Genomic DNA, 15,723 nt, shown 5'->3' with positions numbered 1-15,723 from the left:
ATGAAGAAGAGTCTTCTCTCTCTGAGCATCGGCGCCGCAGTTGCTGGCCTGACGCTTGCCGGCGCAGCGAACGCAGCCGTGTCCCAACAAGGTACTGGCGCTGCTGCTGGAACGACTGCTGCAGGCACTCTGCACGCAACGACCACTGGCGCTACTCTGGAGCTGAACGCTGGCGGCATCGGCCACATTGGCCTGATTCCTTACTTCAGCACGCAAGCTGGGAACCAGACCCTGTTCAGCATCACCAACACCGATACCGTCAACGGCAAGGCTGTCAAGGTGCGCTTCCGTAGCGCTGCCAACTCCGACGATATTTTCGACTTCACGCTGTTCCTGTCGCCCGGCGACGTGTGGACCGCCAACATCAGCCGTGATGTCGCCACCGGTGGCTCGCGTCTGGTGACCAATGACAATTCGTGCACGTTGCCTGCAACGGCCGTGCTGAATCGTGGTTTCGTGACCGATCGTCTGCCTGCATCGTTTACGGCAGCCCAAAAGGCCGAGTGGACCAGCGAAGGCTATGTCGAAGTGCTGACGATGGCCGACATCCCACCGGTGTATACCGATGGCGCCGCTCGTCCGAACGCCGCCGGCACCTTGAACAACAGCACCAATGCGCTGTACACCACGATCAAGCACGTCAATGGCGTGGCGCCTTGCGATGCCACCCAGTTGGCGACCGTGCTGACGGACAAGCCAACCGAGGCTGATCTGGTCGCTGCTGGTTTCGACACCCCGACGTCCGGCCTGTACACCAACGCGTTCATTATCAACACCGCCAACGCGCTGATGTCTTGGTCCAACGAGTCGACGGCCGTGCAAGCAGTGACGGTTGCCGGTGGCGTGACGACTGCTGCCCGTGGCCGTGTGGTGTTCGCGCCGCAAACCAACGATGCAGTCACGCAGACGATCAACCAGCTGACTGCAGATCCTCTGCTGGCCGGTGGTCTTTCGTCTACGGGTGTTGCGGTTCCTGCGCCTATCCAAGCTCTGCAGTTCGACTTCCCCGATCTGTCCACGCCGTACGTCGACGTCAACGCTCTGTCTGCGACCGGAGCCGGTTCGCCAGCGGCTCAGTCGTCGCGTCTGTCGGGCTCGTTGGCCGCCACCAGCATCAAGAACGACTACAGCACCTTGGCTGCGATCGGTTCCAAGACCGATTTCACCTTCTCGCTGCCGACCCGTCGCTATCACGCTGCTGTGAACTACGCTACGACGCCGTTCACGCCTGTGTACACGACCCCTGCCGCCGGTTTTGCTTCGTACTTCACCGCCGCCAACACGTCGCTGCTGGGTAGCCTGCTGTGCGTGAACCCAGGCAGCGCGCCCCTGTCGGTGTTCGACCGTTCGGAACGCACGCTGACGACCAGCAATGGTGCAGTTGTGTCCCCGGGTGCCGCTACCGCCGGTCTGCGTTTCTGCGGCGAAGTCAGCGTGCTGACCATCAACAACGATCCGTCGGCTCCTGCTGGCAAGGGCGTTCTGGGTGCTACCGTGGCTGTGCAAAACGTGTTCACCGGCTTCCAAGAAGGCTGGATCAACATCGCTACGCCTGGTATCGCCAATGCAGGTCTGCCGGCATTGGGCTCTGCCTACACCAGCGCTGTGGGTTCGCCAGCGAACGGTGTTTCCACCAACTACAGCTGGGCTTTCAAGCACAAGGCGACCTTCCCTTAAGGTTGTCGTGACTGTGTAGATCGGCTCCATGGGGGTCGATCCTCTTCAAAAAGGGCAGGAGTTTCTCCTGCCCTTTTTTTTGTGTTTTCCGGTCTAGCTCGGCAAGCATACGAACTGCTAAGGCACAATCCTCTTATGCCTACCGGAGTTGCAGCGCCCTTGTCGAGCGCGTCTCTGCTTTAGTATTCGATTTCGATGCCCGTCGTGCATTGCCTTATCCATGCCATTTTTCAGAATTATTCGTCCTGTGGTTTCGGCCTTGTTGGTGCTATGCGGCAGTTTCTCGGCCTCTGCGCAAACGCTGGTGCAGGGACCATCGGGTATTGCAATCGATGCGAGCGATGTGGCGAGCGAAGCGTCCAAGGTGCCCGAGGCGCCCAGACGCAGCTATTTCGGCAAGCCGCAGGGGGTGAGTGCTTCGGCTTCCAACCTCTACACCCGCCGTTTTCTGGCTGTCGAGGCACAGCAGGAGAAACTCGACCAACTTCCCGAGGTCGCAGCAGCCCTGCGCTTGGCACGTGACAAGGTTCTGTCGGATGCCCGCATCGCGCAGATCGACCAGGCGGCGGTGCCCAACCCCGAGGCGCTGGAAACCTATGCACGTTCGGTTTACGCCGCAAAGCCCGAGCGCTTCCGCCAGCCTGCCCAAGCGCGGGTCGCCCACATCCTCATCCGCTCGGCCGAGCCCGACGCCCGCGCGCAAGCCGAGAAGATTCGCGCCGCGTTGCAGGCTGGAGCCGATTTCGCCAGCCTGGCGCAGGAAAAGTCCGGCGATCCAGGCAGTGCGCCCAAAGGGGGAGAACTGGGTTTTGTGAAACCGGGTCAGACGGTTCCCGGTTTCGAGGCTGCCGTGCTGGCTTTAAAGAAGCCGGGCGAGTTGTCTCCCGTGGTCGAGACCAATTTCGGCTTCCACATCATCAAGTTGGAAGAGATCAAGCCGGCTCGCACGCAGAGTTTCGAAGAGGCTCGTGAGGCGCTTATCGCAGAAGCTCGGGTCAAGCTCGTAGAGGCGGCCCGCGCCGCTAAATCGGCCAAGCTGCTCGACGGAGCCAAGTTCGACGAGGCTGCCATCGAGGCTTTTTCCGCACGCTATCGCTGAACTGCGGCATGTTGCCCTGGGCCACCCCCCAGGCGGTACTGCGGCAATGTGCGAGGCGGTACCGGCCATCCAATCTGATTCCTTTTTCTCCATGGCTTTGTTGGACGATGCCTGCGCCCTTTGGCGTGCCCGCGCCCTGGTGGCGGTCATGACCCGCCGCGAAATTTCCGCCCGTTATGCCGGTGCCGCCGGCGGCATCGCCTGGGCCTATGTCCAGCCGCTGCTGACCGTCGCGGCCTACTTCCTGGTCTTCGACGTCGTCTTCGCGATGCGTCTGGGCGAGAATGCCCCGACCCACCGCGTCGGCGCCTACCTGATCGTCGGCTCGCTGCCTTGGATGGCGTTCTGCGACACCATCGGCCGAACGATGAACAGCCTGCTCGACGCGGGCAGCGTGCTGCAGAAGAACGCGCTGCCGCCGGTGCTGTTCGTCGCCCGCTCGGCGCTGGCCAGCAGCATGGTCTACGCACCGCTGATCCTGCTTCTGGCCGTCGGCTACATCCCGTCCCACCATTTCAGCATCGCCCTGCTGGCGCTGCTGCCCCTGCTGGCGCTGCAGCTGATGCTGTGCCTGGTGCTGGGCTACCTGCTGGCGATCCTGGCCGCGGCGCTGCGCGACACGGTGCAGGTGGTGGGCTTCCTGCTGTCGGTGGGGATTTTCCTGTCGCCGGTGCTGTTCCCGATGACGCTGTTCCCGGCCGCCTGGCGCTGGGTGCTCTACCTCAATCCGATGACGCCGCTGGTGCTGGGCTACCAGAACGTGCTGTTGCAGGGCGCCTGGCCCGAGTGGACCACCTGGGCCGGCGCCGGCGCATGGTGGCTGGTTGCGACGGCGCTGCTGGCGCTGGCGGTGCGGCGCAGCCGCGAACAACTGGTGGACTGGCTGTGAGCGACGCCCGAGCAATGGATCTTTCGACCCCTGCCGCGGTGCAGGCAGTCGATGCCGGCCCCGCCGTGCTGCGGCTCGACGGTGCCGGCAAGGAGTACCGGCTGTACGCCTCGCCGCGCGACCGGCTGAAGGCACTGCTGACCGGCCGCCGTTATCACCGCAGCCATTGGGCGCTGCAGGACGTGTCGTTCGCGCTGCACCGGGGCCAGTGCCTCGGCGTGATCGGCGACAACGGCGCGGGCAAGAGTTCGCTGCTCAAGCTGCTGGCCGGCACGATGCAGCCCACCACCGGCAGCGTGAGCCGCGTGGGCCGCGTCACCGCCATCCTGGAGCTGGGCGCCGGCTTCCACCCCGATTTCACCGGGCGCGACAACCTGTACTTCGCCGGCAGCCTGATCGGTATCGCCCAGGCCGAGATGCAACGGCTGGAAGCCGGCATCGTCGAGTTCGCCGAGCTGGGCGAGGCTATCCACCGGCCGGTGAAAACGTATTCCTCGGGCATGGCGGTGCGGCTGGCGTTCGCGCTGGTCACGGCCATCCAGCCCGACGTGCTGATCATCGACGAGGCCCTGGCCGTCGGTGACCAGCATTTCCAGAAGAAGTGCATCGAGCGGATCACCGCGTTCCGCAAGGCGGGCTGCACCATCCTGTTCTGCTCCCACAGTCCGTACCACATCCGCCACCTGTGCGACGTGGCGCTGTGGCTCGACGGCGGCCGGGTGCGCGAGTTCGGGCCTACCGAGCCGGTGCTGGGCGCCTACGAAATGCACACCCGGCTGCGCAATGCGCAGGACGGGCTGAACAAAGACCTGTCGCTCCCGGCGCAGGCGATGGTCGCGGCCAGCACGGGGGAGGGCGAGGCATCGCCGCCCTCGGCCGCGCCCCTGCCGCCGGCGGCCAAGCCCGAGGGTGCCGCCCGCATCGTGTCGCTGACCCTGGCCGACCTGGCCCCGGGCGAGCCAGGCCTGCTGGAGAGCCGAGACCTGGTCGCCACGATCGTGGTGCAGGGCAGCGGCAGCGAGCGGCCGAACGTCGGCTTCATGCTGGAGCAGTCGCGCGGCTCGGGCATCACCTCGCTGGCCACGCACGAGGAGGGCGCCGTGCCGGTCTCGCTGGGCGACGGCCTGTGGCGCTCGGTGCTCACCTTTCCCGAGCTGCCGCTGCACAGCGGCGAGTACGCGGTGAGCGCCTTCCTGTTCGACGAGAGCGGGCTGATCGTCTACGACGAATGGCTGCGCACCCTGCATTTCCGCTTCGTGTCGCCGACGCTGATGCCCGGCCTGGTGCGGTTGCCGCATCGCTGGGAATGAGCCGCGGCATCCATTTGGTCGATGCTATAAAAATCATATCTATAGGTCGTTGATCTACGCCGGCTACAGCCACTTTTTGTTTGAATATGACCATGCAACGGCTTTTTGAGGGCCACCCGACCGACCGGTCCCTGCGGGGTGGCCGATGACCTCGGGCGTCCAGGTATGCACCCCGGTCGAGTGGCTCGCGCGGGGCCGGGAACGGCTCGCCGCCGGCGACACGGCGCAGGCCGGTGACGCGCTGCGCCATGCGCTGCAGTCCAGGGACACCCGGCTGGACGCCCACAACCTGATCGAGCGCCACGGCCTGGCCGATGCCTTCGGCTCGTGGATGGGCTGCCCTTGCGAGATCGCGCCGGCCGACGACATCTTCCGGTTCTTCGAGAACCATCCGCTCAGCAGCAACCCGCTGCGCGACTACCTGGCCGACGGCTGGCGCACCTTGTCGGAGCTGATGCTGCTGCTGGAGACGGTCGACCGGCCGCTGCTCAGGACCGGCAGCTTCCTGGAGTTCGCCAGCGGCCACGGCCGCTTCACCCGGCACTTGGTCAAGGTGCTGGGCGCCGACACGATCACCGCCAGCGACGTGGTGCCCGACGCGGTGGATTTCGCCCGCAGCGCCTTCGGCGTGGCGGGGCTGCAGTCGTCCACCGACCCGGCCGCCGTGGCGTGGCCGCGCACCTACGACGTGGTTTTCGTGCTCTCGCTCTTCAGCCACCTGCCGCGCCGCACCTGGGGAGCCTGGCTGCGCCGGCTGTTCGACGCGGTCGCGCCGAGCGGGGTGCTGGTGTTCTCGACGCACGGCGCCGACGCGGTGCGGCGCCAGGGCGTGCAGTGGGACGAGGAGGGCTTCTTCTTCGCCTCGGCCAGCGAATCGCAGGCGATCGACGTGGCCGACTACGGCACCGCGTTCACCTCGACCGCCTTCGTCGAGGCCCGCATCGCCGAGCAGATTCCGCAAGGCCGCTTGCTGCATGTCGCGCCCCAGCACTTCTGGCACCACCAGGACGCCTACGTGATCGGCAAGGCCTAGCCGCGCGGCGCCTCCCTGCCGCTGCCTGCTGCCGCCCGCGGGGCTCCCTACAATCCAGGTCCGCCTGTTTCCCGAAGTTTTTTCCATGCACAAGAGTTCCCTGGAACACGTCGAGCGCCTCGTGGGCCGCTACCTGACGGATCGGCCTGCGCTGAAGGTCATCGACATCGGGAGCTACGATGTCAACGGTAGCTACAAGCAGTTCTTCAGCCGCCCGAACTGGGCCTATACCGGCGTCGACCTGGCCGCCGGGCCGAACGTGGACGTGGTGCTGCAATCGCCCTACCGCCTGCCGTTCGCCAGCCATTCGCAGGACGTGGTCGTCTCGGGCCAGGCGTTCGAGCATGTCGAATTCTTCTGGCTGACGTGGCTGGAGATGACGCGGGTGCTCAAGCCCGGCGGCCTGATCTTCCTGATGGCGCCCTCGCGCGGACCCGAGCATCGGTACCCGCAGGACTGCTGGCGCTTCTACCCCGACGGTTATCGGGCGCTGGCCAAGTACGCAGCGCTGGAGCTGATCGAGGTCTCGACCGATTGGGAGCCGCACGCCGATCCGGACAGCGCGCCCTGGGGCGACACGGTCGGCGTGTTCCGCCAGCCGCCGATGTCGGCCGGCATCCGGCTGCGCCGGTCGGCGATGCAGCAGCTGCGCTATCTGCTGCTGCCCGGTTACCGCGCCTGAGGCGATTCGCTGCCCGTGGCGATGGGCGCGATGCGCAGGTGGTCGGGGGCGAGCCCCTGGCAGTGGCGGTCCCGCATCTGGAGGTAGGCCGCTTCCAGGTGGCGGGCAAAGCGGGCGGTGTCGAAGAGCGGCGCCTCCGGAAGCGCTGCTCGCAGCCGCTCGCGCAGGCCGGCCAGCACCGCCGGCTCGGTGGCCAGCCGCCCGGCCAGGGCTTCGTACCTCGCCGGTGTGGTGGTGACCAGTTCCGGCAAGCCCACCGCATGCAGCAGGCTGGCCGCCACGCGTGCGGCGAAGGTTTCGCCCTGCAGGGTCAGGACCGGCACACCGGCCCATAGCGCATCGCTGGCGGTGGTATGGGCGTTGCAGTGGAAGGTGTCGATGAACAAGTCGGCCTGCCGGCAGCGAGCCAGGTGGTCGGCCAGTTCGAGCTTGCGGGCGAAGACCAGCCGGTCGGCCGACACGCCGCGCCGCTCGGCTTCTTGCTGCAGATTCGCCACGGCGGCGTCCCTGTCGTGGAACAGCCAGAGCACGCTGCCGGGAACGCGTTGCAGCAAGCGCATCCACACATCGAACACGTCCGGCGTGATCTTGTAGCTGGCATTGAAGCAGCAGAAGACGAATGCGTCGTCCGGCAGGCCCAGTTCGGCGCGCGGCGGCGTGCGGTCGGCGATGCGCCGGTAGCGGTCGTTGACCTGGTAGCTCTCGGGCAGCCAGGCGAGCTTTTCCGCGTAGAAGGCGCAGTGGCTTGGCGGCACCACCCGTTCGTCGGCGATCAGGTAGTCGATGCAGTCCGTGCCCGCGGTGCCCGGATAGCCCAGGTAGGCCACCTGCACCGGTGCGGCACGCTGCAGGAAAATGCCGATGCGGCCGTCGTCGGTGAAGCCTTTCAGGTCTACCGCGATGTCGATGCCGTCCTGGCGGGCCAGCGCCACCGCCTGCGCGTCGGTGAGGTGGCCGATCTCGACGAATCGGTCGAAGGCCCGTTCCATCCGGTCGCGCATCGCGCCCACGCCCGGCGGGCCGAACGAGTATGCGACGATCTCGAAGCGGCTGCGGTCGTGCAATTCGATCAGGCCCGCCATCAGGTAGGCGGTGGCGTGGCCGTGGAAGTCGGCAGAGTAGTAGCCGATGCGGATTCTGCTTTCCCCCAAAGTCCCCGGCGTCGGACAGGGCAGGGGAGGCACAAGATGCGCCGCCTGCGTTTTCTCCTGCGCATAGTTCTGGGCACAGCGCCGCTGCTGGGCGGGCGAGGAGGGCAGCGCCACCAGGTCGAACGGCTGCGCCACCGGCTCCCCGCGACCGACGGCGTCGAGCAGCGCCGCCGTGCGGTCGGCCCAGCCGTACCAGTCGCACAGCTGCATGCGCAGATGCAACACCAGGCCTTGCAGGTAGGGCGTGTCCGGTCGCGACGCCTGCGCATGCACGAAGTCGGCCAGCGCCTCTTCGGTGCGGCCGAGCTTGACCAGCAGGTTGCCCCGGTTGACCAGGCCTTCGGGGTGGCGGGGGTCGAGCGCCAGGCAGCGGTCGAAAGCGTCCAGTGCCGCCGGCGAACGGCGCAGCCCGACGTACGCCAATCCCAGGTTGTTGAAATGGCCGGCCACGCCGGGCTGGAGCGTCCGGGCCTGCTCGAAGGCGACCACGGCGTCGGCATACCGACGCTGTTGGAGCAGGACGGTGCCGCGGTTGTAGTGGGCAACCGCATGCCGCGGTTGCAGCGCGATGGCGCGGTCGCAGGCGGCCAGGGCCTCGTCGTGCCGATGGAGCGCGGCGAGCACCTTGCCCAGATTGTTGTGCGCCGCAGGATCCTGCGGGGCGAGTGCGATCGCCTCATGCAGAAGCTCCAGCGCCGCGGCGGGGCGCTGCTGCTGGGCGGCCAGGACTCCCAACATCTGCAGCACCAGCGGGTGCCGCGGATGCGTCCGCAGGACGTCCCGGTAGATCGCCTCTGCGCCGTCCAGCAGCCCTTCCTGCTGTAGCTGGATGGCCTCCCGCAGCCGCTCTTGCAAGGCGTCTGCCGAAAGGGGCTGCCGCGTGGACGGCATCAATGCTTCCTGCCGACGGCGTGCTTCCGTGGCACGGCCGTGCCCGCGGCGTACTTCATGTCCGCAGCCAGCTTTTCACCCGTGTCTGCCAGCGCAACGGCACCGCGCGCGCCAGGCCCCGCAACACCGGCATGCGACGCAACTGCACCAGCATGTCCAGCGTGCGCTGGCGGGCCACACGGTTGGCATGGCCAGGCAGACCTTCGCGGTCGGGCTGGTAGGCTGCGAGGAAAGCCGGGGTGAGGTTCGGCGCCGCCGGCGCCGCACCGACGCCCGCGAGGTAGTCGCGGGCGTAGTTCCAGTCCTGGATCAAGGCGTCGGCGCCCGTCTCCATGAGGGCGAACCATTGCGGAGAGGGGGACTGGCCGGTGGTGAAGTTCTGTTCGCGGATGCGCTCGAAGAACGCGACCCACTCGGTGGGCGTGGTGGCCCAGGGGCGGATCCAGCTCCAGGGCCGTCCACTGAGCCGTTCGGCGAAGGCGCCCAGGTCGGGCGCCACGACCGGCAGGCCCGCCTCCAGGCACGCGCTCAAGGTGTAGCTGTAGGTCTCCGGCCATTGGGCGGGGAACCAGACCAGATCGGGCTGGAGCCAGTCCAGCAAACCCTGCAACTCGTCTTCTTCGTACTTGCCGTGCACCGTCAGCGCGCTCTTCGGGCGGGTGCGCAGGCTGCGGTAGCCGTAGCCGAACAAGTGGAATTCGAGCGGGCTGTTGCGCTTGAGCGCCTCGGTCGCCACGTCTTCCAGCACGTCGGCCCCCTTGATCGGGCTCAGGGCGCCGAGCACCGCGATCTTCAGGCGCGCGTGGGGACCGAGCGGTTGCAGCGTCGGAACGGGCGTTTCGCCGTGGCCGACGATGTCGGTGTGGGGGGCCAGGTGGATGTCGGCCTGGGGCACGTAGCGGGCCAATCGCCTGCCGGCGTCGCGGCTCGGCACCAGCACGTGCCGGGCCTTGGACAGCAGCGGAGAGAACCGGGCGCGCCAGGTTTCGATGTCGATATTGCCGGGCGCCGGGATGCTTTCCAGGCAAGCGTGGCACTGGTCCACGCCCAGTTCGCCGCAGTAGGCGTTGCGCTTGTCGCTCAGCGAGATCTGCGGGCATACGGTGTAGAAATCGTGTGCGGTGAAATCGTAGGGCAGGCCGAGGTGCTGCGGCAGCTCCACGATATGCTGCCCGTGGCCCAGCATGTGGTGGTAGTGCAGGTGCTGCACACCGATGCTGCGCAGGGCCGTCAACAGTCCCTCGAATTCCTCGGGCAGGCGGAACATCAGCACGAAGGCCTCGCCCGCGCCCACCAGCCGCAGCGTGACGCCGCCGGGCGTGGGGGTCAGCATGAAGAAGCTGGCGCTGCCGCGCATGTGCTCGGCCAGCTCGCCCACATGGCGCAGCGTGCCGCCGTGGCGGTCGTGCATGATCGCCAGCACCACCGGCAAGCCGGCATCGCGCACGCGGGCCAGGTCCACCGCGAGCCGGGCCATCCGGGCCGGATCGCGGCCGATGAAGCGGTGCACCTCGGGCTCGTAGTGGGGGTGGAGCCGGCGCAGCGTCTCCATGGCGGCCTGTTCGCGCGGGCTCTTGCCGGCACCGAAGCTCACGCCGCCGGCATGCATCACGAAGGTGTCGAGCGCATGCAGGTTGCGCCAGCCGGCGGCGGCCGCGCGCAGGCAGAAGTCGTTTTCTTCTCCGTAGCCCTTACCGAACGATTCGACGTCGAACAGGCCCACCTCGTCCAGGCAGGCCCGGCGGATGTACATGCAAAAGCCGATGCCGGTGGGCACGTCCACCACCTGGCCCGCATTGGCGGCGGCGAAGAGCCTGTCCAGGCGGGCGGTGTCGTAGCCGGTCGGCAGTTCGTTGTCTTCGCAGAAGCGAGGGTAGCTGCAGATGGTGGCGTTGTTGGAGAACGGCGTGACCGTGGCGACGCGCTCGTCCGAATAGGCGGTGCGGTAGATGCGGTCGAGCCAGTCGTTGGCCACCTCGGCATCACTGTTGAGCAGCAGCACGTCGTGCGTCTTGCTCAGCGCCATGCCGCGGTTGACGGTACCGACGAAGCCGAGGTTCTCGTCGTTCTCCAGCAGCATCAGACGGGGGTCGCTGTCTGCGACCTGGCGCAGCCAGGCCGTCACCGCCGGTTCGGGACTCGCGTCGTTGATCACGATCAGCCGGAACGGGGATTCGCAGGCATTCAGCAGCACCGATTCGATGCAGCGACGGGTGTCTTCCAGGCCGCGGTAGACCGGGACGATGACGTCGACGGTGGTTTGCACGGCCAGCGGGCGGGTCGTCGCGGGCGGCACGGCTGGCCCGATCGACTCGGCCAGCGCCGGTGCCGGCGGAGCGAAGAGCTGGTCGATCCGCATCTTGGCGTGCACCAGCGGCCGCGTCGCGCGGAACACGGTCGATTCCTCGATCCAGCGCAGATGGTTCGCGAGCTGGGTGAATTCGGTCTCCAGCCGGCGGTGGTCGGAGCGCAGCAGGTGCAGTTCGGTGCTGAGGCCGCGGCGCTGTTCCTGCAACAAGCGGTTTTGCTCGCTAAGCGAATAGCGCTGCTCGCGCACCGTCTCCAGTATCCGGGCGATCTGTTCGTGCTTGATCTGCTCTTGATGCAACTTCGCGCGTTCTTCTTCCACCAGCGCAGTAAGCCGCTGCCGTTCGAGTGCCAGCTGCTCGGACAGCCGCGCGCGCTCCCGCGCGAGCTGTTCGGCATGGGCGCTCGCCAACTGTTCCGACTGGTGACGATGGTCCTGCGCGAGCTGTTCCGTCAGCCGGAGCTGCTCGGCATGCTCGCCGCGTTCGCGGACCAGGGCGCCGTTCAGTTCGCCGCGCTCCCGCTGCAGCGCGGTTTCGAACTCGGCCAGCTGCGCCGCCGTCCGGTTGCGGGCGTCTTCGGCCTGCTGCACGCATCCCGACAGTGCGATGTAGTCCGCCGACATCGGCCAGCCCAGCTCCACCTCGAGTACGGTGGCGGCCGACACGATCGCCGCCGAGATCGGCAATTCGATCCACGGATCGTCGCCGTGCAGCAGCACCATCGCTCCATCCGGCAGGAATGCACTCGACGCCATCACCATCTGCTGGCGGGACGATCCCAGCAGCGCCGTCAGGCCCTCGGGCGTGCCGTGCCAGCGCCAGAGCAGATTGCCCTGCTCTCCGTAGAGCGTGAGTGTGTGCAGATGCAGGAAACCGGGCCGGTCGGCCGGATCGAGCCGCAGTTGCGTCCAGCCCTGTCCGCGGGGCAGATCGAAGCGCAACCGCTGCCGGCCCTGGCCGATGGTGCCGACCGCCAACAGCTTCGCGTCCTCGCGGTAGCCGCCGTCCCGACCCAGATACAACTCTGCGGTGAAGGTCGCGCGGCCATCCTCGGGCCCGGGGGGCAGGACGGCATCTGCCGAAGCGCCGGGCCGCGCCTGGGCGATGAACTGGTAGGTCAGGGCGTCGGGCCGGCTCAGAAGGTAGCGCGATACCGTTGGCGGCAGGCGGTCGAAAGCCAGCTGAAATTCGGAGGAGACGAGTTCCCGCCGGATCTCGTCGATGCCGTGCAGTGTCCAGCCTGCTTCATGCAAGAAGCGCGCGAGGGACCGCCGAGTGAAGAACCGCAGATGGGTGCCGTCGAGCAAGCCTTCGTTGCGATAACGGAATTCACCCAGTATCAATTCGCCCACCAGGCCGCAATAGGCCGCGTTGGGAATCGAGATCAATACCTGCCCGTCGGGCAACAGCAAATGCCGCGCGGCATCGAGGATGCGGCTCGGCAGCCGCAGGTGTTCCAGAACGTCGGCGCACACGATCGCGTCGTAGCTGCTGCGCGCGAAGATTTCCTCGAGCGTGCAGGTATCGAGATCGGCGACGTGGAGCGTGCGGTAGAACGGTCTGGCACAGGCCGCCTCGTCTTCGTTGAACGTCACGCCGTCGACGGTGCATCCCCGTGTCTCGCCCAGGTACTGGCCCAGGGCGCCACTGCCGGTGCCCAGATCGAGCACCGTGGCACCGTGCGGGATCAGGTCGGCCAGAACGGAGAGAGACGTGCGTTCACCGTCTTTGATTTCTCGGAGATAAACGTGCAGATCTCCTATCTTTTGAGTCATCCGGCGATTATGCCGGGCGATCCGGGACCGGAGCCGGGCGGGGCGAGGCAGGCCGCGTGCCGCGAATCGCCACCCCGGATAATGGCCGTTTTGCCACGTGACCGGACGAAGTTTGAACCCCAACCAATCGCACGCGACCATCCCTGTGCAGGGACGGCTTTCGGTGTCGGTCGTGAGCCATGGCCACGATGCCTGGCTGCCCGGCCTGCTTCGGCAGTTGGCACACAGCGGCGGCGGCGTGGTGCGGCAGGTGATCGTGACGCACAACCTGCCGCCGGTGGGTGCGGCACTCGGTGCGCACGAGTGGCCCTTCGAACTGGTCGAGGTGGTCAACCCCACCCCCGCGGGCTTCGGCACCAACCACAACCGGGCGTTCGAGCGGGCGCGGGCCGATGTGTTCTGCGTTCTCAACCCCGATCTCCGGTTCCACGACGCGGCGCTGTGGCAGCGCCTGTCCGTTGCCTCGCGCCAGCCGGGTGTGGGCTGCGCCTACCCGCGTTTGCGGAACCCGGATGGCCAGGTACAGGACAGCGAACGCGAGGCGGTGACGCCCTGGGCGCTGGTGCGCCGGCGGGTGTTCGGTCAGCGCGACCGGTCTGTCGAATGGGTGAGTGCCGCGTTGTGGGCCGCGCCGTCGGCGGTCTACCGCGCGGTGGGCGGTTTCGACGAGCGCTATTTCATGTACTGCGAGGATGTCGACTTCTGCCTGCGGGTACAGCTGGCCGGCTACCGCCTGTGCAGGGTGGATGCCGAGGCCGAACACGAAGCCCAGCGCGCCAGTCACCGCCGACCGCGGCATTTCTTCTGGCATCTGCAAGGCCTGTGGCGGCTCTGGACCACGCCGGTCCTGTGGCGCTACCTGCGGTCGCGTCCGCCGCGGCCCGCGCGCGACTGAGCGTGCGTCGGTTTTTCCGCTTTCTGTCTTCCGTCTGATCCCGCCATGTCATCGCCTCCCATCGCCGCCTCTGTGACGCCTGCGCTTTCCTCCCGGGCGCATGCCGCCTCCTTTTCCACGGCGATGACCTGTCTGGTGCTGCTCCTGACGGGCCTGCTGGTCCTCGTGGGCCGTGGCACGCCGGTCGCCGGCCAGGGGCCGTTGCTGCTCGCGCCGATGATGGGCCTGGACGCGTGCCTGTTCGCACACCGGCCCGACGAAGCCGCTCGTGCGCCCGCGGTCGCAGCCCGGTGCCGGGGCGCCCAGGGCTCCGCCGCGCCGGTGATCGAAAGCACCTTGCAGGCGCTGGGCGACCGCCGGATCAGCCGGGACGGGCGCCTCGAGATGGGTTACACCCTGAATCTGCCCCTGCTGAAATTCTTGCGGCGTGAAGGCGACGGATGGAAGATCGACCACGACGCGGTCGCGCGGGCGGTGCGGTCGGTGCGCGACAGCGACCGGCCGGTCGTCCTCTACCTGTTCTCGACCCATTTCGGCAGCGGGGCGCCCGCCGAGGCGGCGCTGGCGCAAGACCCGGACAACCTGCTGCAGACGGCAGACGGCCCGCTCAAGCCGGACCGCTACTACGAGACCGATGTCTATCCGTGGTCCTTCGTGCGGTCCGACAACGGCATCACCCGGATGCGCGAGCAGGTCGTCGGCGCCCTGCTCGGCGGCATCTGCAGCCTGGACCCTGCCGCCAGGAACCGGGTGCGCGGCGTGACGTTGCTGGGCGAACTCCACCACATGTTTCCCCGCTTCGAGGACGGGATGGGGTTCTCGGGTCCCTATGCGATCACCGACTACAGCGCGGCCAGCGTCCGCGGCTTCCGCAGGTTCCTGGAACAGCGGTTCGGCAGCGTCGCGGGGTTCAACCGGGCCGTGGGAGTGGACTATGCCGGGTTCGATGCGGTGGTGCCGCCGTCGAAAAACATCCGCACCACGCCGCTCGGCCGCTACGAGGAGCATGTCGATGCCTACGCCGCCGGCACGCTGCCGGTCGCGGGATGGGTCTACCTGCGCGGCGCGACCGCCATACAGCCGGCCTGGGTGCGGATCTACCTCAACGGCACCCTGGCGGGCAGGGTGGCCGCGCGCTTCGGACGCCAGGACGTGGCGGCGGCCCATCCCGAGTTCCGCACGGCCGATATCGGCTGGAACTTCGACCTCGACTACGCCGCGCTGCCTTCAGGGCTCCACCGGCTGGATATCTACGTGGAACTGCCGGTCGGAGGCCTGGCCCCGCTGGGCGACCGCCTGATCGCTGTGATGGACCGGACGCAGGCCACGCCCCGACCCCTGCCGATGGCGCCCTTGCCCGCCGCCGCCGAACCGCCGCCGGGCCTGCTTTCCTACCTGGACGGACCGGCGGAGCTGTCGTCGTACTACTTCAATCCCCTCGCCGTGCAATGGAATGCCTTCCGTGCGCAGCAGGTGCGCGACTACCTGGCGCATTTCCGGTCCGTGGTCGCAGGTTCATGCATTCCTGCCGACCGGATCTACTCGCACCAGATCCTGCCCTTCGTCAACCCGGGATGGGATACGAGCAAGTTCGCGGTCGAGCAGGACCTGGACGTTCCGCCGGCCCTGGGCCTGGGCGTCAGCCTATACGGCGAAGCGAGCTACGGACGCTCGTTCTTCGACTGGTTCGACTCCACCGGCCGCACGGCCTACGGCGTGACCGAATTCCATCCACTGCGGCCGATGGATGCGGATGCACTGGGCGCGGTGCTGCAGCGGCACGCGGCCCACGGCGCGCGCTTCCTGTCGTTCTTCGCCGAGTCCGACGGCTCCGGCCCCTGGAGGCAAGGAGTGCACAACATCATGTCCTTCGATGCCGGCAATCCCCACAACGGCGCCGCACAGCTGCGCGAGGCGGTGCAAGGCCTGATGCGTTGATGCCGCGCGCAGGGCGGTGGCAACGGCCTTGGTTCGTGTCCGCCCGGTGAATCGGCCGCTGCAAATACCGGAGA

General features: G+C 67.4%; 10 protein-coding genes. 8 read left to right on the top strand and 2 right to left on the bottom strand.

Going from position 1 to position 15,723, the window contains the following annotated elements; genetic code table 11:
* The 6 genes from DFQ15_RS11855 (at position 1) to DFQ15_RS11830 (ending at position 6,690) form a co-directional block, all read left to right on the top strand.
* Positions 1-1,677 carry a cell surface protein gene (locus DFQ15_RS11855; RefSeq protein ID WP_146228730.1) on the top strand — a complete coding sequence of 559 codons (1,677 nt, stop codon included), beginning with the start codon at positions 1-3 and terminating at the stop codon, positions 1,675-1,677.
* A gap of 220 nt (positions 1,678-1,897) precedes the next feature.
* Positions 1,898-2,776, top strand: coding sequence for a peptidylprolyl isomerase (locus tag DFQ15_RS11850; protein WP_110466180.1), 879 nt, complete (start codon positions 1,898-1,900; stop codon positions 2,774-2,776).
* Positions 2,777-2,867: 91 nt separating this feature from the next.
* Entirely contained in the window at positions 2,868-3,665 is a 798-nt protein-coding gene (locus tag DFQ15_RS11845; RefSeq protein WP_110466179.1) for an ABC transporter permease, read from the top strand.
* Between the two features lie 14 nt (positions 3,666-3,679).
* Positions 3,680-4,975, top strand: a complete 1,296-nt coding sequence (locus DFQ15_RS11840; protein WP_110466178.1) for an ABC transporter ATP-binding protein — start codon at positions 3,680-3,682, stop codon at positions 4,973-4,975.
* A gap of 145 nt (positions 4,976-5,120) precedes the next feature.
* On the top strand, positions 5,121-6,008 hold the full coding sequence (locus tag DFQ15_RS11835; RefSeq protein ID WP_233504437.1) for a class I SAM-dependent methyltransferase: 888 nt from the start codon (positions 5,121-5,123) through the stop codon (positions 6,006-6,008).
* An 85-nt stretch (positions 6,009-6,093) separates the two neighbouring features.
* Complete coding sequence (locus DFQ15_RS11830; RefSeq protein WP_110466177.1) at positions 6,094-6,690, top strand: methyltransferase domain-containing protein; 597 nt, start codon at positions 6,094-6,096, stop codon at positions 6,688-6,690.
* Here DFQ15_RS11830 and DFQ15_RS11825 read toward each other — a convergent pair.
* Entirely contained in the window at positions 6,678-8,732 is a 2,055-nt protein-coding gene (locus DFQ15_RS11825) for an O-linked N-acetylglucosamine transferase, SPINDLY family protein (protein WP_110466176.1), read from the bottom strand. The two genes, DFQ15_RS11830 and DFQ15_RS11825, sit on opposite strands and share 13 nt — an antisense overlap.
* Positions 8,733-8,787: 55 nt before the next feature.
* Positions 8,788-12,816, bottom strand: coding sequence for a methyltransferase domain-containing protein (locus tag DFQ15_RS11820; RefSeq protein ID WP_158529060.1), 4,029 nt, complete (start codon positions 12,814-12,816; stop codon positions 8,788-8,790).
* A 172-nt stretch (positions 12,817-12,988) separates the two neighbouring features.
* On the opposite strand from DFQ15_RS11820, the gene DFQ15_RS11815 reads away from it, so the two are divergent.
* Both DFQ15_RS11815 and DFQ15_RS11810 read left to right on the top strand, forming a co-directional pair.
* A complete protein-coding gene (locus DFQ15_RS11815; protein WP_233504435.1) occupies positions 12,989-13,711 on the top strand; it encodes a glycosyltransferase family protein in 723 nt (240 codons plus the stop codon).
* 45 nt (positions 13,712-13,756) lie between these two features.
* Positions 13,757-15,649, top strand: a complete 1,893-nt coding sequence (locus tag DFQ15_RS11810; RefSeq protein WP_146228728.1) for a hypothetical protein — start codon at positions 13,757-13,759, stop codon at positions 15,647-15,649.
* Positions 15,650-15,723 lie beyond the last annotated feature (74 nt).

Origin of the sequence: Xylophilus ampelinus (assembly GCF_003217575.1) — a bacterium.
GTDB lineage: Bacteria > Pseudomonadota > Gammaproteobacteria > Burkholderiales > Burkholderiaceae_C > Xylophilus > Xylophilus ampelinus.
The sequence above is the reverse complement of the archived record's forward strand: the minus strand, read 5'-3'. Positions and strand labels throughout refer to the sequence as shown.